This window comes from Streptomyces sp. NPDC047130, assembly GCF_040643475.1.
Classification (GTDB): Bacteria; Actinomycetota; Actinomycetes; order Streptomycetales; family Streptomycetaceae; genus Streptomyces.
In genome coordinates this window covers 24,808-41,988 of the sequence record NZ_JBEYUK010000017.1, presented here as the reverse complement: position 1 = coordinate 41,988, position 17,181 = coordinate 24,808, and the positions used below count along the sequence as shown (strand labels likewise).

Below are 17,181 nucleotides of genomic sequence, written 5' to 3'. Positions count from 1 at the left end.
GGGCGCCCGGGCGCGGTAGCGTGCCGGTGCCGGACGTCCCTGCTCGTACTCCTCGGAGGGCAGCATGTACGACCCCGTTCCGCACCCGGCCCTGCGGCGGCTGGAGCCCCTGATCGGGATCTGGGAGATGTACGCGCGCGGCGAGGACGTGGGGCCGGTGCGCACCGAGATCGCGTGGCTGGAGGGCGGCGCCTTCCTGCACCAGCGCGCCTTCCTGGGGCCGGAGACCGTCCTGCCCGAGGACTGGCAGGCGCACGCGCCGTTCCCGACGTCGTGCGTCACCGGTTACGACGACACCGCCGACGAGTTCACCGTGCTGTACGCCGACGGGCGGGGCGTGGCCCGTGTCTACCGGGCGGACCTGGTGGACGGCGTGTGGCGCCAGTGGCGGGCCGCGCCCGGTTTCCACCAGCGGTTCGAAGCCGTCGTCGACCCGGAGGGCGGGACCGTCACCGGGGCCTGGGAGTTCTCGGAGGACGGTTCCTCCTGGCGGCGCGACGTCGAGGTCACCTACCGGCGGGTCCGCTGACGGTCCGTCCGCCGTAGGCTGGTCGGGTGCATCTCACGTTCGTCTGCAGCGGAAACATCTGCCGGTCCCCCTCGGCCGCCCTGGTGGTCGGAGAGCGACTGCGCCGGGCCGGCCTCGGCGACCGGGTCCGGGTGACCAGTGCCGGCATCGGCGACTGGCACGTCGGGGAGCCCGTGGACCCCCGTTCGGGCGCCGCGCTGGCCGGGCGCGGTTATCCGACGGGCCACTCCGCGGCCCAGGTCGGTGCCGAGCATCTGGACGCCGATCTGTTCGTCGCCATGGACCGCACGCACGAGAAGGCGCTGCGCGGTCTGGTGGACGACCCCACCCGGATCCGGCTGATGCGCTCCTTCGACCCGGAGGCCGTGGCGGCCGGCGACCTCGAGGTGCCCGACCCCTACTACGGCGGGGAGCAGGGCTTCGAGGACGTGCTGGACATGATCGAGGCCTGCGTGCCCGGGCTGCTCGCCTGGGTCCGCGAGCGCCTGGACGGATGAACGCCGCCGACGGGCCCGCGGCGGCCGCGGAGCGCCTGACCGGCCGACGTGCGGTGTCCGAGGACCGTGGGGCGGCGGGCGCGCTCTTCGTGGTCGGACTCGACGACGGGCGCCGGGTGATGGTGAAGCGCGGCGACGACGCCCGCGCGGTGCTCGCCGAGGCGGCCGGGCTGCGCTGGCTCTCGGAGGCGGGCGCGGTCCGGGTGCCGGTGGTGCACGGCTGGGACGAGCGGTGGCTGGTCAGCGACCGTGTGCCGGAGGGCGTTCCGGACGCGGGGGCGGCGCTGCGGTTCGGCCGCGGCCTGGCCGCGCTGCACACGGCGGGCGCTCCGGCGTTCGGGACCCCGCCGCCCGGTGGTCCGGTGGACGCGTACATCGGTGCGGCTCCCATGCGGAACGTCACCGGTGAGGAGTGGCCCACCTGGTACGCCGAACAGCGGGTGCTGCCGTACCTGCGCCGGGCGGTGGACGACGGCACGCTCGAGGCGGCGGAGGCCGCCGTGGTGGAGCGGGTGTGTGCGCGGCTGCCGGAGCTGGCCGGGCCGCCGGAGCCGCCCGCCCGGCTGCACGGCGACCTCTGGAACGGCAACGTGCTCTGGGGGGCCGACGGGGAGGTCTGGCTGATCGACCCGGCCGCGCACGGCGGTCACCGGGAGACGGACCTCGCCATGCTGGCGCTGTTCGGCTGCCCGCGTCTGGACCGGGTGCTGGCCGGCTACGACGAGGCCGCGCCGCTCGCCGACGGATGGCGGCGGCGGGTGCCCCTGCACCAGTTGTTCCCGCTGCTGGTGCACACGGTGCTCTTCGGACGCGGCTACGCGGAGCGGACGGTGACGGCCGCCCGCGCGGCGCTGGCGGGCTGACACGTCGCCCCGGTGGACACGCCGTGGCGTCCGGCCCGCCGCGCGTGGCGGACCGCCGGGAGTCGGGCCGTGAGGATCAGGGCTGTCGGCAGGCGGGCCGCCAGCGGGCGTGCCGTCAGGAGCAGGGCCGTCAGCAGGCGGCCGTCTTCAGGCGGGCCGTCAGGAGGCCCGGCGGTAGACGGCGGCGGGGCCGATGACCGTGGGCCCGAAGCGGTTCCGGATGCCGTCGGCGGCCTCCTCGGCCGCCAGCCGGGCCTCCCGCGCCTCGTCCAGGCTGATCTGGCGGGCGACCCGCTCCGCGTCCACCAAATCCTCCGCCCTGAGCCCGATCCCGGTCAGCCGCCCGCGTTGCAGTCCGGCCGCGTCCATCAGCTGGTAGGCGAGGGTGCGCAGGTCGTCGTCGTGTCCGGAGGGCTCGGGCAGGCGCCGGGTCTTCTCCCAGACGCCGCCCGCGGCGAACCTCAGCGTCAGCCGCAGACCGCGCGCCGCCTGGCCCCGCCCGCGCAGCAGCAGGCCGAGCCGGACCACCAGGTCGAGCAGGGCCGCCCGGACCTCCGCCCCGTCCAGCGTCTGCCGCGGGAAGGAGTGGCTCACCGCCGCCGAGGCCGGCAGCTCGCGCGGCACCACCGGCCGGGGGTCGACGCCCCGGGCCCGCTCCGACGCCGCCCGGCCGGCCGTGCCGCCCAGCAGGCGCTGCACCGTGGCCGGCGGCAGCTCGGCCAGCAGGCCCACCCGGTCGACGCCGTAGTCCCGCAGCGCCGCCGTCTGGCGACGGCCGATGCCGTGCAGCGCCTCCACCGGCAGCGGAGCCAGCCACGCTGCGACGCCGTCGGGTTCCACCGCCACCACGCCTCCCACGCCGCCTTCGCCCGACGCCTGCCCCGAGGCGGTGGCCGCGACCGCGATCGTGGGGCCTATCCCGATCCGCAGGTCGACGCCCAGCCGGGAGATCGAACGGATGCGCAGCACCTCTCCGAGCCGCCGCACCTCCTCGATCCGGGCGCCGTCCACACCGTGGCACCGCAGCGCTCCCCCGAGGTCCACCAGCGCGGCGGAGGGGGGCGACGCCTGCACGACCGGCGACAGGTCGCCCAGCAGTTCCAGGACCTGCCGGTAGACCGCCTCGGGCAGCCGCTCGGGGCAGCGCACGTGCATCACGCACCCCGTACCGGTCCCGCTCCCGCCGTTGCTGGTCATCGTTCCCACCTCCCCCATCACGTTATCGAACTAAAATTCGAACACGCGAATCACTTACCTCGCCCAGAAGTCGATCTCCTTGCTCTCCACGGTCCCCGCGGTGCGCCCGGGCGCCTTCTGGAAGGACCAGTAGAGGTTGGTGTGGGCGATGACCTCCGCCGGCTCGGGGGCGCCCCACTGCGAGAGGTCCTCGGTGGTGTGCGCGTCCGCGACGAGCATCGCGTCGTACCCGCGGGCCAGGGCGCCGTGCAGAGTCGAGCGGACGCACATGTCGGTCTGCGCCCCGGTCACGAAAACCCGGCCCACCCCCCGCTCGGCCAGCACCGTCTCCAGCGGGGTGTCCTCGAAGGAGTCCCCGTACTCCTTCTCGACCACCGGCTCGCCCTCGGCGGGCCTGAGCTCCGGCACGATCTGCCAGCCGTCGCCGCCCGCCGGCATCCCCTCGTCGTGATGCCGGACCCAGACCACGGGGACCAGCTCCGCGCGCGCCTTCTCGACCAGGGCCCCGATGGCCCCCACCACCGCGTCCCGCTCGTGGGCCTTGGCCACCACGTCGTTCTGCACGTCGATGACCAGCAGCCCGCTCTTCGACCGGCCCTCCAGAGTGCTCATGACGGCAACCCACCTCGACTTCCACGTTCCGATGTGACACTCACCACGCTACTGGCCACCACTGACAACGCGACGGAGCCGCGACGCGTCCTCGCGTCGCGGCTCCGGCCTCTCCTCCGTCAGCGCCCGGAGGCCATCACCAGCGTCCACCAGGGCCCGCCGTTCCCCCGTGCCACGCCGACACCGGCGTGGGTGTACCGGCAGCCGAGGAGGATGGCCCGGTGCGGGGAACTGCGCATCCATGACCGGACCGCCGCGCGCGGCCCGTCCGGACCGGCGACGACGTTCTCCCCCACCATGGAGGGCCGGTACCCGGCGGCGCGCACCCGGTCCCCGGGCGAGCTGCCGCCGCGGCCCCGGTGGCTGAGCCGTCCGATCCGGGAGAGGTGCGCGCTGTGCGCGCCGGCCGCCCGGTGGAGCGCCCCGCGCCCCCGAACGGGGCGGCAGCCGGCCCGGCCGCGGTAGTGGTTGACGGCCGCGATGACCCGGCCGCGCGCGGACGCCCCTTCCGGCGCCTGCGGGCGGGGACGCGAGGGTCCGGCGCCCTCGCCCGGGCGGTACCGACCGTCGTGGTCGCCGCCGAGCAGCCACGGGAGCAGGTGGTGGGGCGTCCACAGCTGCGCGTGCGGCGGGGGCGGCGGCTCCGCCACGGGCCGCGCCGCCCACGACGGCGTCGCCGTCAGGGTCAGCAGCGTCAGCGCGACCCCCACGGCCGCTCCCGCTCTCCATGCACCGGCCATCTGGTCCCCTTCCACCTGTCGTCACGTCCCTCGGATCCGGCCGAGCACGAGGTGGTCGACCGCCGTCCTCCCAACGGCCGGGCCCTGACCAGGTAACGGGCCGTTCCGCCGTCGGAGGGTCGGCACGACCCGCCGGGGTGACGACCAGGGCCAGGAAGCGGCAGCGGTCCGTGACCGTCCCGCCACGTACGGACAGGTGTGCGACCTGGTGACGAGGCGGGTACTCGGGGCGTCGTCCACGGGACCGTCCCGGAACCGTCGGGAGGAGAAGCGATCATGACCACACTCGACTTCCACCGCCACCGCTCCAACGGGCACCGCACCGATACCCGCTCACAGCCCGGCTCCGCCGACGCGCACGCCTCGGTGGGGCATCTCGTGCAGCAGGCCTCGCGGCAGCTCACCGATCTGGTGCGGGCCGAGATGCGGTTGGCGCAGACCGAGATGACCCAGAAGGGGAAGCGGTTCGGCGCCGGCGGAGGCATGCTCGCGGCGGCCGGGGTGTTCGGGTTCCTGGCACTGGCGACGCTGGTGACGGCGGCCATCGCGGCGATCGCCATGGAGCTGCCGCTCTGGGCGTCGGCGCTGATCATCGCCGGAGCGTTGCTGCTGATCACCGGCGTGATGGCACTGGTGGGCAGGTCGATGATCCGTAAGGCGACCCCGGCGGCGCCACGCCGCACCATGGCGAGCGTGCGCACCGACGTGGCCGAGATCAAGGAGAGGAGCCGGCGATGAGCAACACCCACACCCATCACCACTCCCACACCCATGAGGGGCCGCACGGCCCGCACTGCGAGGACGAACTGCGCCGGGACGTCGAGGAGAAGCGGGAGGAACTGGGCCACACGGTCGAGGAACTGGCCGCGCGCGCGGATGTGAAGGCACGGGCCCGGACCAAGCTGCGCGAGACCCGGCAGCAGGCGGAGGCCCGGCGCACCGAGCTCCGGGACCGCGCCGTGCAGGCGAAGGAGCGGGTGCGCAGCAGGTCCTCCTCGTCCGACGACGTGGTCGAGGCCGGCTACCAGCCTTCCGGCATGACGGGGTCCGGCGCCTACCGGGCGGACCAGATCGAGGAGAGCGACCGCCGCAAGCAGCTGATGGCCGTCGGCGGGGCGGCGCTGGCCGCCTACGCGGCGGCGGTGCTGATCCGCAGGAGCGGTCACTCCCCCATGGCGGGGCACACCATGGGCGGACGCCACATGGGCGGCGCCATGGGGAAGCACACCTTGGGCGGTCGCACCCTGGGCAAGCTGCCCGTCGGCGGGCGGTCCATGGGCCGCCACACCATGGGCAAGCACGGCATGGGCAAGTCTTCCCTGGGCGGGCACACCATGGGCAAGCTCCCCATGGGCGGCCACACCATGGGCGGGCACACCATGGGCGGGCACACCATGGGGAAGCACATGGGTGGCCACGCCATGGGTGGCCACGCCATGGGCGGGCACGCCATGAGGTCCATGCACGCCCTGGGGAAGGGCGGCCACCACGGCGCACCCGGCGGGTCGGCGATGCGCGGCATGGCCCTCAAGAAGGGCGCCGCCATGACCGGTGGCGCTCCGCTGCTGGGCGCGAAGGTCGCGCAGCGGGGCGTGTCCATGGGCGGCGCGCTGATGCGGGCCGGCACGGGCGCCGGCGGCGGCCGGTCCTCCGCGACCGGGCTGACGCACTCCCTGGCCCACTCCCTCGCCCAGGACCAGGGCTTGGCCCACCGGCTGGAGCACGCCCTGGGCCACGGCCACCGTCACCACGGTCCCGCGGGCCTGTGGCACTGAACCGGCGTCCTGACGAGGGAGGCGACATGACGGTCCGGCCCGCGATGGCCGCGCTGCTGGCGGCCGCCGGCGCCGCGGCGGGTGCCCGTGCCCGGCTGGCCGCCGTCCGGCGCTCCCGTCACGCGGCGAGCACCGCCCGCACCCCGTGGCGCCGCACCGCGCCGGCCGGGCCCACCGGGCACGCGCCGCCCGCCGGGCCCTCCGGCCCGGTGAGCCGCACCACCGGCCGGGCGGCGCTTCCGGCCCGCCCGGCGACGTCCGCTCCGGCGGCCCCGCCCGCCGCCGGGTCCCCCGCGGACGCGGACGCGCGCCGGGGACCCGTGGATCACGCGCCGCCCCGGCGCGAGACCCCGGAGGTCCAGGTCCAGGACGACCGACAGCCCCAGGAGGCGCGGGAACCGCAGACGATCGAGGAGGTGGGCCAGGACCTGCGGCGGTACTGGGACCGGATCCGGCCCCTGTACCCCCGTCAGTGAAACGGATCCGGGCGACCGGAGCCCGACCCGGCATTCCGGGCCGCCGGGTCGCCCGCCCCCTCCCCCACGACGACCGCGAAGGAGTCAGCGGACTCCTTCGCGGTCGTCGCCGCTCCGGTCCACGACGTCCCGCCGGCCCTCGTTCTCCCGCTCCTCCAGCGCCGAGTGGCGCGGATGGTGCATGTCGAAGGCGGGCGAGTCGGAACGCACCTGGGGCAGGGCGACGAAGTTGTGGCGCGGCGGTGGGCAGGAGGTGGCCCACTCCAGGGACCGGCCGTATCCCCAGGGGTCGTCGACCTCGATCTTCGGCGCGTACCGGGCGGTCTTCCAGACGTTGAAGAGGAACACCAGGGTCGACGCGCCCAGGACGAACGAGCCGATGCTGGACACGGTGTTGAGGGCGGTGAACCCGTCGGCGGAGAGGTAGTCGGCGTAGCGGCGCGGCATGCCCTCGGCGCCCAGCCAGTGCTGTACCAGGAAGGTGGTGTGGAAGCCGGCGAAGAGCGTCCAGAAGTGGATCTTGCCCAGCCGCTCGTCGAGCATCTTCCCCGTGAACTTCGGCCACCAGAAGTGGAAGCCGCCGAACATCGCGAAGACGATGGTGCCGAAGAGCACGTAGTGGAAGTGGGCCACCACGAAGTAGCTGTCGGTCACGTGCCAGTCGAGGACCGGGGAGCCCAGGACGACGCCGGTGAGGCCGCCGAACAGGAAGGTGACCAGGAAGCCGGTGGCCCACAGCATCGGTGTCTCGAAGGACAGCGAGCCGTTCCACATGGTGCCGATCCAGTTGAAGAACTTCACGCCGGTGGGCACCGCGATCAGGAACGTCAGGAACGAGAAGAACGGCAGGAGCACGGCCCCGGTCGCGAACATGTGGTGGGCCCACACCGTGGCGGAGAGGGCGGTGATGGCGATGGTGGCGCCCACCAGCCCCATGTAGCCGAAGATCGGCTTGCGGGCGAACACCGGGATGATCTCCGTGACCACGCCGAAGAACGGCAGCGCCAGGATGTAGACCTCCGGATGGCCGAAGAACCAGAACAGGTGCTGCCACAGCAGCGCCCCGCCGTTCTCCGGGGCGAAGACCCGGGATCCGAACTGCCGGTCGGACATCAGCGCGAAGAGCGCCGCGGCGAGGACCGGGAAGGCCAGCAGGACCAGCACCGAGGTGAGCAGCACGTTCCAGGTGAACAGCGGCATCCGGAACATGGTCATGCCCGGTGCCCGCATGCAGATGATGGTGGTGATGAAGTTGACGGCGCCGAGGATGGTGCCGAAGCCGGAGAGCGCCAGGCCCATGATCCACAGGTCGGGGCCGAGGCCGGGCGTGCGCTGGTCCAGGCTGAGGGGGGTGTAGGCGGTCCATCCGAAGTCGGGGGCGCCCTGCGGGGTGAGGAAGCCGCTGATCGCGATCAGCCCGCCGAACAGGAACAGCCAGTAGGAGAACATGTTGAGCCGCGGGAAGGCCACGTCGGGCGAGCCGATCTGCAGCGGCATCACCGCGTTGGCGAACCCGGCGAAGGTGGGTGTCGCGAAGAGCAGCAGCATCACCGCCCCGTGCATGGTGAACGCCTGGTTGTACTGCTCGTTGGAGAGGAACTGGACTCCGGGGCGGGCCAGTTCGGCCCGCATCAGCAGGGCCAGCACACCGGCGAGCAGGAAGAAGGCGAACGACGTGGCGAGGTAGAGGTGCCCGATCCTCTTGTGGTCGGTGGTCGAGGCCCAGGTGATGACGGCCCGGCCCCGGCCGCGGTGCCTGCGGGGCGCGGGGGTGACCGGTTCTGTCTCTGTCATCGACGTCCTTCGCGTTCGCGTCGCTTCGGGTCCGGCCGGGCCGGGCGCGGACCGGCCCGTCGGCCGCTCCTCAGCCACGGCGGCCCGTCCGTCCCTCCCGCGAGCCGGCGTAGGCGGCGACGCGGGCGGCGCGCAGCGTGCGGGTCGGGCGCAGACCGGGGAGGCAGTGGGCGTACGGCTCGTAGGAGACGGTGTGTCCGGCCGGTTCGGGCCCGGCGGGACCGAGGGTGAGGGTGGCGAACATGCGCCGGGGTTCGCCGGTGGCCTCGGTGCACAGCCGGAACCGGACGTCGCCCCGGTCGAGCGCCTGCCGCAGCCCGGCCAGGGTGACCGGTGTGCCGGCGGGTCCGCCCGCGGGGGTCACGGGGTGGGCCGTCAGCACACGGTCCCGGTCGCCGACCCGGTAGGCGGTGAGGCTGGAGTACGGGCCGTCGAGCGCGTCCCGGCGCGGGAGCGGCAGGCGGCGGCCGAGCCGGCCGCGTCCGCAGGAGGTGAACAGCAGGTCGAGGGTGGCGCCCGCGCCGTCGGCGTCGTCCACCCGGAGCGCGAGGCCGACGCCGTCGGGCAGGCCGCCGGGGAGGCCTGCCGCCCTCGACCAGCGCACGGTGACCCGGTGCACCGCGGGACGGTCCAGCCAGGTCACCTGCCAGCGGCCCTCCGGGTCGCCGGGGACCTCGAGCGTCCCGGAGCACATCACCCCGGCCGGGTGCAGCGCGGGCGCCGCCCGCACCCGTGCCACCCGTCGGGCGACGGCGTACAGCGCGCTGCCGAGCAGCTTGGTCATCTCACACCCCTCTCCCGGCCGGACGACGGCCGGTCTGCGTACCCACCGGGCGCTCCCGGAGACGACTGCGCGGCGGCGGGGCCGGTGGGGCCCCGTCGCCGCGCGACGGCTCAGTGGCCGCCCATGGCCTTGCGCACCGCGTCCCTGGTGCGGTCCATCAGCGCGGCCAGCGGTCCGGCCGCCATGTTGGCGGCACCCGACTCCACGCCCGGGTGGGGGTGGGTCGGCGCCGTGGCCTCGGCCGCCTTCACCGCCTTGGCCATGGCGGCCAGCCGGGCGGGGTCGGCGGTGCGCAGGATGTGCGTGAACTCGTACCGCTCCTCGGCGCGGGCGTGCAGTTGCACGTCCGTCCGGAGGGCCAGCAGCTTCGGCAGGAAGGCCGGGTCCTCCGGGTCCATGCCGTCCAGCTCGGCCAGCGTCTCCTTGGCGAGCCGCTCCTCCTCGAGCCGCTCGGCGACCACCTGCTCCCCTCCGGTGACGTTCCGCCGGGCGAAGGGGTGCACGACCTCCTCCTCGGCGGTCTCGTGGACCGCGAGCAGGCGGACCAGGCGGCGGAACGCGTCGCGGCGCGCGTCGCCGGTGGTCGCCTCGACCTCGTCGAAGAGGTTCCGGATGTCGCCGTGCTGGCGCATCAGCAGGTCGACCACGTTGTCGTCGGGGGCGTTGTCGTCGCCCGCGTGCGGGGTGCGGGCGCCGCTCGTCCCGGTCTCGCTCATCCCGTTCACCCCTGCCGCATCGCCGGGTCGGGGTGCTCGCCCTCGGTCTCCAGGCGGTACTCCCGGCCGAACATCTCGCGGTGCTGGTCGATGACCCGCTCGCTGGCGGGCGCCTCGCCGCCGTGGATGCTCTCCTGGAGCTTCTCGAACCGCTCGTGGGCGTCGCGCACGTAGCCCGCGCCGAGGGTGGTGAGGTCCATCTGGGTGGCGAGGAGTTCCCGCAGGTAGGCCTTGTTGGGCTCGAAGGTGAGGACCGGGGGCAGCTCGGGCGGCAGGACCTCCTCGGGCTCGCGTCCGTCGTGCCGGCGCATCAGGTCGCAGGCGATCCGCAGGTGCTCCAGCTCCATGTTGAGGTGGAGCTCCCAGACCGCCTTCACCTTGGGGTCGGACTCCTGCTCCATGAAGGAGTGGTACAGGTAGCACTCGTTGTACTCGTGGTTGACGAGCTGCTCCCACCACGTCTCCCCCGGGTCGACCAGCGACTCGTAGTGGGTGACGTGCTCCTCCTCGATGAGGCCGATCTCCTGGTAGAGCTGCCGGGCGATCGGCTCCATGTAGGTGGGGCCGACGTTCATGTAGAAGTTCATGGTCTGCTGCTCGGCCGACATGACGGTCAGCGCGTGCAGCTTGGAGAGCGGGTCGGTCCGCGTGCGGTCGTACGGGTCGCGGACGTTGTCGGCCGGGTGGCGGTGGTGGTACTTGGTCGGCCGGCCGGGCATCACCTCGGTGAGCCGGTCGACGATCGCTTCCGCCTTGCGGTGCTCGATGATCTCGTAGAGATTCGCGTACCGGTACAGGTGGTCGAAGTCCTCGAGCACGCCGAACTGGTAGGCCTGCTGGAGGTACGGATCGGGCTCCATCCGGGCGATCCAGGCGGTCAGGTCGACGGCCACCTGCTCGTAGGCGATGGTCGTCTCGAGGACCGAGGCGACTCCGGGGAGCAGCCAGTTGACGGCCTTCTGCTGCTGGGCCTCGATGTAGCGGGTCTCGGCGAGCTGTCGCTTGACCTCGGGGTCGGGGCAGTGCCGGGCGAGCTGGTGGCTGAAGAGGATCGCCTCCACCTCGATGCCGTTCATGGTGATGACGCGGCAGCGGGTGTAGGGGTCGCCGTGGTCCGGGTCGACGGGCTCGACGTCGAGTTCCCGCCAGTTGCGCAGCTGCCGGTCCAACGGGATGCCCCGTTGTTCGAGCGGGTTGAAGCTCACGCGTGCTCCTGGTTCGGGGGCGGTGCCGCGTCCCGGGGAGGGAGCGGGCCGGTCGTCCGTCATGCTCCGTGCCGGGTCCCGCCCCGGCGCCGGTCCACGCCCCGGGCGACCGGTCGTTCATCCGTTCAGGGCACCGGTGCCACGTCCGTGTGGCCGCCCGGTCCCAGGGCCGTGGCGCCGGGGTCCCGTGGCGCCGGGGCTCCGCGGGCGGGCGTCCCGGGGGGAGCGTGCCGAGGAGCGGGCGGTGGGCGGCGCGGCCGTCACCGTCCGCCGTTCGGCGGGCGGTGCGGGGGCTGCGCGGGGGTGGGGCGGTGGACCGGGTTGGGGACCGGGCGGACCACGGGGCCTCCGCCGTTGACCGTCACCCGGACCGGGGTGCCGTGGTGGGTGATGGTCATCGGCTTCCCGCTGACCAGTTTGTACGCCGCCGTCTCCTGGGTGATCTCCACCTTCAGGCAGCGGCCGAGGACCTGCAGGGTGAAGGCGAGCCGGCTGAACTTCTCCGGCAGCCGGGGCGAGAACTCCAGCCGGTCGCCGCGCTGGCGCATCCCCCCGAACCCGGCGACCAGGGCCAGCCAGGCTCCGGCCAGGGAGGCGATGTGCAGGCCGTCGCGGGCGTTGTGCTCCAGGTCGTCGAGGTCCATCAGGGCGGCCTCGGCCGTGTAGTCGTACGCCAGCCGGAGGTGGCCGGCGCGGGCGGCGATGACGGCCTGGCAGCAGGCGGAGAGGGAGGAGTCGCGGACGGTCAGCGGCTCGTAGTAGGCGAAGTTCCGCGCGATCTGCTCCTCGTCGAACATGTCGTCGCACGTGTACATGGCCAGCACCAGGTCGGCCTGCTTGATGACCTGCTTGCGGTAGAGGTCGAAGTAGGGGAAGTGGAGGAGCAGCGGGTACTGGTCGGGGCCGGTCTTCTCGAAGTTCCAGCGCTGGTGGCCGGTGAAGCCGGCCGACTGTTCGTGGACCTGCAGTTCCTCGTTGTAGGGGATGTGCATGGCACCGGCGGCGTCCCGCCAGCCCGCGCTCTCCTCCTCGTCGACGCCGAGCCGGGCGGCCTCGTCGGCGTGGCGCTCCACGGCGTCGGCGGCGGCGAGGAGGTTGGCCCGGGCCATGAGGTTGGTGTAGGCGTTGTCGTCGACGACCGCGCTGTACTCGTCGGGGCCGGTGACGCCGTCGATGTGGAAGTTGCCGTGGTGGTCGTGGTGGCCGAGCGAGCGCCACAGGCGGGCCGTCTCCACCAGCAGTTCCAGTCCCACCTCCCGCTCGAAACGGGTGTCCCCGGTGGCGGCCACGTAGCGGACCACGGCGGCGGCGATGTCGGCGTTGACGTGGAAGGCGGCGGTGCCGGCCGGCCAGTAGCCGGAGCACTCGGAGCCGTCGATGGTCCGCCAGGGGAACGCCGCCCCCCGCAGGCCCAGCGTGGCGGCGCGCTCCTTGGCGACGGCCAGGGTGTTGTAGCGCCAGCGCAGCGCCTCGGCCACCGCCTTGGGCGAGGTGTAGGTGAGCGGGGTGAGCACGAAGGTCTCGGTGTCCCAGAACGCGTGCCCGTCGTAGCCCGATCCGGTGAGTCCCTTGGCGGGGATGGCGCGTTCCTCGGCCCGGACGCCCGCCTGGAGGACGTGGAAGAGGGCGAAGCGGACGGCCTGCTGGATCTCCTCGTCGCCGTCGACCTCGACGTCGGCGCGTCCCCAGAAGTCCGCGAGGAACTCCTCCTGCTCCTGGAGCAGCCCGTCCCAGCCGCTGTGCCGGGCGGCGGCCAGGGCGGCGTCGACCTGGTCGCTCATCGCGGGCAGCGAGCGGGTGCGGGACCAGCCGTGGGCGACGACCTTGTGCAGCACCAGCCGCTGCCCGGGCTCCAGCACCGAGGTGACGGTGAGCCGGGCGAGGTCGTCCTCGCTCTCGCTGTCGGTGACGACCGGCTGGTGCCCGCTGATCACGTGGTCGGCGGCGACGGCCACCCGGATGCCGCTGCGCCGCGTGCGGTGCACCAGACGCAGCCGGTTGCCGGAGGCGAAGTTCTGCTCGGGCTCCAGCGGCGACTGGAGCGCCTTGGCGGCCCGGGGGTCGCTGCCGGTGCCGTCCGGCAGCTGCTCGTTGGCCACCAGTTCCGACTGGAGGACGACGCGGACCCGGGCGTCGACCGGTTCCACCTCGTAGGAGACGGCGGCGATGGCGCGCTGGGTGAGGGAGACCAGGCGGGTGGAGCGGATGCGAACCCGCGAGCCGGCCGGGGACACCCAGTCGCAGCTGCGTTCGAGGACGCCGCGGCGCAGGTCCAGGTTCCGCTCGTGGGCGACCAGCCGGCCGTGGCGGAGGTCGAAGGGCTCGTCGTCGACGAGCAGCCGCAGCACCTTGCCGTTGGTGATGTTGATCGCCGTCTGGCCGGACTCCGGGTAGCCGTAGCCCGCCTCGGCGTACGGCAGCGGGTGGAGCTCGAAGACGCCGTTGAGGTAGCTGCCGGGCAGGCCGTGGGGCTCCCCCTCGTCGAAGTTGCCGCGCCAGCCGACATGGCCGTTGGAGAGTGCGAAGACCGATTCGCTCTGCGCCAGGACGTCCAGGCTGAGCTCGGTCTCCCGGACGGTCCAGGGCTCGACGGCGTACGAACGCTGGCTGATCACCTCTCACCTCCCACGGTGCGGGTCGCCTCCGCGGGACCGGCGAGTTCGGCCAGGTCCTGGACGACGACGTCCGCGCCGTGCGCGCGCAGCGCCTCGGCCTGCCCCACCCGGTCCACGCCGATCACCCGGCCGAAGCGTCCGGCGCGCCCCGCGTCCATGCCCGCCAGCGCGTCCTCGAACACGGCGGCCTGGGAGGGTTCCACGCCGAGGTCGGCGGCGGCGGCGAGGAAGGTGTCCGGCCGTGGCTTGCCCGGCAGCCCGCGCTCGGCGGCGACCACGCCGTCGATGCGGACGTCGAAGAGACCGACGGCGTCCACCGCGCGGAGTACGTCGAGGCAGTTCTTGCTGGAGGAGACGATCGCGGTGGCGAGCCCTCGGGCGCGGACCTCGCGGATGTACTCGAGGGTGGTGTCGTACGCCTCCACCCCGCCCTCGCGGATCTTGCGCAGCACCAGGTCGTTCTTGCGGTTGCCGAGTCCTTGCACGGTCGTGGCGTCCGGCGGGTCGTCGGGCGACCCTTCGGGGAGCGTGATGCCGCGTGAGGCGAGGAAGGAGCGCACGCCGTCGGCACGGGGCAGGCCGTCCACGTACTCGTCGTAGTCGTGCGCCGCGTCGAAGGGCCGCTGGCCGCCTCCGCCGTGTTCCCTCAGGAAGGTGTCGAAGGTCTCCTTCCAGGCCGCCGCGTGGACCACGGCGGTCCGGGTGACGACACCGTCGAGGTCGAACAGGCAGGCGCGGATCTGTGCGGGGAGGCCGAGATCGCTCATGCCGACCACCTTCCCACCGGGCGCCGAACCTTGCCTGCCGGCTTTCGTCGGGGTGGGTGAAAGGGAACCCGGGGAAGGTTTTCGGCCGAACCCGCCCCCGGAGGCGGACGGGGGGATTCCACACTGCCCCGGCACGGGGCGGGGCACCAGGGCCGAAGGTCCCTCATGGATGCGCTGACGTGGGCGTCCGCGTGATCCGGCCGCACCGGATGTGCCATGCTCATCACGTGACAACCGATCCAGCCCGTTCCGCCGAAGCAGGCGCCGTCCCCGACGTGGTGGCGCCCGAAGCCGTGCTGGAGCGTGCCAAGGGTGTGGTCATGGCCCTGACCGGCGTGACGGCCGACGCGGCGCACGCGGAACTGCTCCGCCGGGCCCGCGACGCCGGTCGTACGCTGCTGGACGAGTGCTGGATCACGCTGGACCGGGCCATGGACCGTCCTCCTGTCGCCGCGGCTTCCCGCCGTACCCCCTCCATCCCCTCCCCCGCCTCGCCCGGCCGCGATTCCTCGCCCGCCTCCTGGGGATCGGCGCCCGCGCCCACCGAGGACGCGGGCGCCGCGCTGCTGCGGCAGGTGGGGCGCGCGCTGGTGAGTGTGCGCACCCCGATGGAGCTGGCCCGTCGCCTGCGGGAACACCTGGCCGGCTCGCTGGGCGTGGAGGCCGTGGCGGTCTTCACGGCCCTGCCGGGCGGAGGGCTGGAGCTGAGCGGACACGCGGGCGTCGCGGGCGAGTTGGCCGACCGCTGGCGTGAGACCCCGCCGCCCGAGGGGTCCCCGGTGGCCGCGGTGGTCGAGACCCGCGAGCCGTACTGGCCGGTCGGCTCCGCCGGGGCGGCGCCGTCGCCGCGGCCGGGCGACCCGGCCGGCGCGTGGGACTCCGGCGCCTGGCTGCCGGTCGGCACGGGTGACCGGCCGGCGGCCGCGCTCGGTCTGCTGCCGCACGCCGGGAGGCCGTTTCCGCCGCGGACGCGCGAGCTGCTGCGCGCGGTGGCCCGGCTCTGCTCCGGCGCGCTCGGCGCCTCCGGCCCCCGGACGCGGCTCTCCGAGGACGCCTCACGGCCGACGGTGCAGGCGGTGCTGGGCGCGCTGCCGGAGGCGGCGCTGGCCCTGGCCCCGCTGCGCGCGGCGTCCGGGCAGGTCGAGGACTACCGCATCGAGGCCGCCAGCCCCGCGGTCGTCGGCCTGACCGGTCTCGGCGGCCAGGACCTGGTGGGGCTGCGGCTGCTGGAGTCCTTCCCGGCGCTGGCCGACGAACACACCTGGCAGGGACTGCTCCACGCACTGGCCACCGGGGAGCCCTTCGAGGGCGACCCGATGGCGTACCCCTCGCCGGACGGCGACTCGGCGGAGCTGCCCACGTTCGCGGTGCGGGCCCGGCGGCTGGGTGACGGCCTGCTGCTCACCTGGTCCCGCTACGAGATCGCCGAACGGCAGGAGCAGCGGCTGTCCGACGTGCAGCGCCTGGGCAACCTGGGCTGGACCAACTGGAACCTGCTGACCGGCGAGGTCAACTGGTCCCCGCAGGTCTTCCGGATCTTCGACCGCTCCTCCGCCGACGGCCCCGTGCCGTACCACGAGCTGCCCGACCAGGTGCTGGCCGAGGACCGGCCGGCCCTCGGCCGTGCCGTGCGCTCCCTCGCGTCCGAGGGTGAGGCGTTCGACGTCCCCTTCCGCATCCGCACCGCGCACGGGGTGCGGCACCTGCGGGCGGTGGCCGAGGCGGTCACGGACCCGCAGGGCACGCCGGTGGAGGCGCACGGCTTCGTGCAGGACCTCACCGCCCAGCGCAGCGCCGAGCTCGCCCTGATGGAGAGCGAGCGCATGATGCTCACCCAGCACGGCATGCTGCGCGCCGAACGGAGTCTGGCCGGCCGGCTCCAGCAGGCGCTGCTCCCGCTGCCGCACAAGCCGGTGCGGCCCGCGGGCCTGCGGGTGGACGTCGCCTATCTGCCCGCGCAGTCCGGCATACAGGTGGGCGGTGACTGGTTCAGCGCCATCGAGCTGCCCGACGGGGACGCGCTGTGCGTGGTGGGCGACGTGGCCGGGCACGGCATCGACGCGGTGGCCACCATGGCGCAGCTGAGGTTCACCGCCAAGGGCATGGTGATCACCGGTTCCTCGCTGACCGGCGCCCTGTCCCGGCTCAACGCCCTGCTGCTGCACACCGGGGAGCCCCGCGCCACGGCCACCATGGTGCTGGCCCGCTACAACCCGCGGGAGCGGAAGCTGGTGTGGGCGCAGGCGGGTCATCCGCCGCCGCTGCTGCTGCGCGACGGCGAGGCGCGGTTCCTGCAGCGCCCGACGGGCATGCTGCTGGGCGCCGTGCAGAGCCCGCCGTTCCAGGAGGCGGAGTGCCTGCTGGAGCCGGGCGACCGGATCCTGCTGTACACCGACGGGCTGATCGAGCGGCCCTCGGAAGGCATCGACGCCGGTCTGCAGCGGCTCGCCGCCGCGGCCGCCGGGCACGACGAGCAGCCGGGGTCCGCGTCGCTGGGGCCGCTGCTCGCCGAGATGCTGGAGGGCGAGCGGCGGGACGACGTCTGTGTGCTGGACATCCGGGTGGAGCAGGAGCAGGAGGAGCGGCCGGACGTCTGATCCGCGCGGGCCGG

The 17,181-nt window shown here is 73.9% G+C and carries 16 protein-coding genes; 7 read left to right on the top strand and 9 right to left on the bottom strand.

Annotated elements, in window-relative coordinates; all coding sequences use genetic code 11:
• The first annotated feature begins 64 nt into the window (after positions 1 to 64).
• Genes ABZ836_RS20610 through ABZ836_RS20600 form a run of 3 tightly spaced genes read left to right on the top strand, consistent with a single transcriptional unit; the run spans position 65 to position 1,889 of the window.
• A complete protein-coding gene (locus ABZ836_RS20610; protein WP_361144140.1) occupies positions 65 to 529 on the top strand; it encodes a hypothetical protein in 465 nt (154 codons plus the stop codon).
• Between the two features lie 26 nt (positions 530 to 555).
• Positions 556 to 1,026 carry a low molecular weight protein-tyrosine-phosphatase gene (locus tag ABZ836_RS20605; RefSeq protein ID WP_356133247.1) on the top strand — a complete coding sequence of 157 codons (471 nt, stop codon included), beginning with the start codon at positions 556 to 558 and terminating at the stop codon, positions 1,024 to 1,026.
• Positions 1,023 to 1,889, top strand: a complete 867-nt coding sequence (locus ABZ836_RS20600) for a fructosamine kinase family protein (RefSeq protein WP_361144136.1) — start codon at positions 1,023 to 1,025, stop codon at positions 1,887 to 1,889. The genes ABZ836_RS20605 and ABZ836_RS20600 overlap by 4 nt, the downstream gene beginning before the upstream one ends.
• 159 nt (positions 1,890 to 2,048) lie before the next feature.
• Here the strand turns inward: ABZ836_RS20600 and ABZ836_RS20595 are convergent, their stop codons facing one another.
• The 3 genes from ABZ836_RS20595 to ABZ836_RS20585 form a co-directional block, all read right to left on the bottom strand.
• A complete protein-coding gene (locus ABZ836_RS20595) occupies positions 2,049 to 3,086 on the bottom strand; it encodes a hypothetical protein (RefSeq protein ID WP_361144133.1) in 1,038 nt (345 codons plus the stop codon).
• 54 nt (positions 3,087 to 3,140) lie between these two features.
• Positions 3,141 to 3,698: a cysteine hydrolase family protein gene (locus ABZ836_RS20590; protein WP_361144130.1), complete on the bottom strand. Its 558-nt coding sequence runs from the start codon at positions 3,696 to 3,698 to the stop codon at positions 3,141 to 3,143.
• A gap of 119 nt (positions 3,699 to 3,817) precedes the next feature.
• Positions 3,818 to 4,408: a CAP domain-containing protein gene (locus tag ABZ836_RS20585; protein WP_361144127.1), complete on the bottom strand. Its 591-nt coding sequence runs from the start codon at positions 4,406 to 4,408 to the stop codon at positions 3,818 to 3,820.
• A gap of 306 nt (positions 4,409 to 4,714) precedes the next feature.
• On the opposite strand from ABZ836_RS20585, the gene ABZ836_RS20580 reads away from it, so the two are divergent.
• From ABZ836_RS20580 to ABZ836_RS20570, 3 genes are read left to right on the top strand one after another with little or no spacing between them, the layout of a single operon-like run.
• Complete coding sequence (locus tag ABZ836_RS20580; RefSeq protein ID WP_356133240.1) at positions 4,715 to 5,176, top strand: phage holin family protein; 462 nt, start codon at positions 4,715 to 4,717, stop codon at positions 5,174 to 5,176.
• Entirely contained in the window at positions 5,173 to 6,213 is a 1,041-nt protein-coding gene (locus tag ABZ836_RS20575) for a DUF3618 domain-containing protein (RefSeq protein WP_361144124.1), read from the top strand. The genes ABZ836_RS20580 and ABZ836_RS20575 overlap by 4 nt, the downstream gene beginning before the upstream one ends.
• Before the next feature lie 26 nt (positions 6,214 to 6,239).
• A complete protein-coding gene (locus ABZ836_RS20570) occupies positions 6,240 to 6,689 on the top strand; it encodes a hypothetical protein (protein WP_361144121.1) in 450 nt (149 codons plus the stop codon).
• 84 nt (positions 6,690 to 6,773) lie between these two features.
• Here the strand turns inward: ABZ836_RS20570 and ctaD are convergent, their stop codons facing one another.
• The 6 genes from ctaD to ABZ836_RS20540 all read right to left on the bottom strand — a co-directional run bounded on the left by ctaD (position 6,774) and on the right by ABZ836_RS20540 (position 14,570).
• Positions 6,774 to 8,483: a cytochrome c oxidase subunit I gene (ctaD, locus tag ABZ836_RS20565; RefSeq protein ID WP_361144118.1), complete on the bottom strand. Its 1,710-nt coding sequence runs from the start codon at positions 8,481 to 8,483 to the stop codon at positions 6,774 to 6,776.
• 70 nt (positions 8,484 to 8,553) lie between these two features.
• The gene (locus ABZ836_RS20560) at positions 8,554 to 9,267 is read right to left on the bottom strand and encodes a phosphodiesterase (protein ID WP_361144115.1); all 714 of its coding nucleotides are present in this window, start codon (positions 9,265 to 9,267) and stop codon (positions 8,554 to 8,556) included.
• A 110-nt stretch (positions 9,268 to 9,377) separates the two neighbouring features.
• Positions 9,378 to 9,983: a hemerythrin domain-containing protein gene (locus ABZ836_RS20555; RefSeq protein WP_356133230.1), complete on the bottom strand. Its 606-nt coding sequence runs from the start codon at positions 9,981 to 9,983 to the stop codon at positions 9,378 to 9,380.
• Positions 9,984 to 9,988: 5 nt separating this feature from the next.
• Complete coding sequence (locus ABZ836_RS20550) at positions 9,989 to 11,188, bottom strand: hypothetical protein (RefSeq protein WP_361144112.1); 1,200 nt, start codon at positions 11,186 to 11,188, stop codon at positions 9,989 to 9,991.
• Between the two features lie 260 nt (positions 11,189 to 11,448).
• Positions 11,449 to 13,803, bottom strand: coding sequence for a glycosyl hydrolase family 65 protein (locus ABZ836_RS20545; protein WP_361144109.1), 2,355 nt, complete (start codon positions 13,801 to 13,803; stop codon positions 11,449 to 11,451).
• The gene (locus tag ABZ836_RS20540; RefSeq protein WP_361144106.1) at positions 13,800 to 14,570 is read right to left on the bottom strand and encodes a beta-phosphoglucomutase family hydrolase; all 771 of its coding nucleotides are present in this window, start codon (positions 14,568 to 14,570) and stop codon (positions 13,800 to 13,802) included. The genes ABZ836_RS20545 and ABZ836_RS20540 overlap by 4 nt, the downstream gene beginning before the upstream one ends.
• Before the next feature lie 227 nt (positions 14,571 to 14,797).
• Between ABZ836_RS20540 and ABZ836_RS20535 the strand changes: the two genes are divergently transcribed.
• Entirely contained in the window at positions 14,798 to 17,167 is a 2,370-nt protein-coding gene (locus tag ABZ836_RS20535; RefSeq protein ID WP_361144104.1) for a SpoIIE family protein phosphatase, read from the top strand.
• The last annotated feature ends 14 nt before the right edge of the window (positions 17,168 to 17,181 follow it).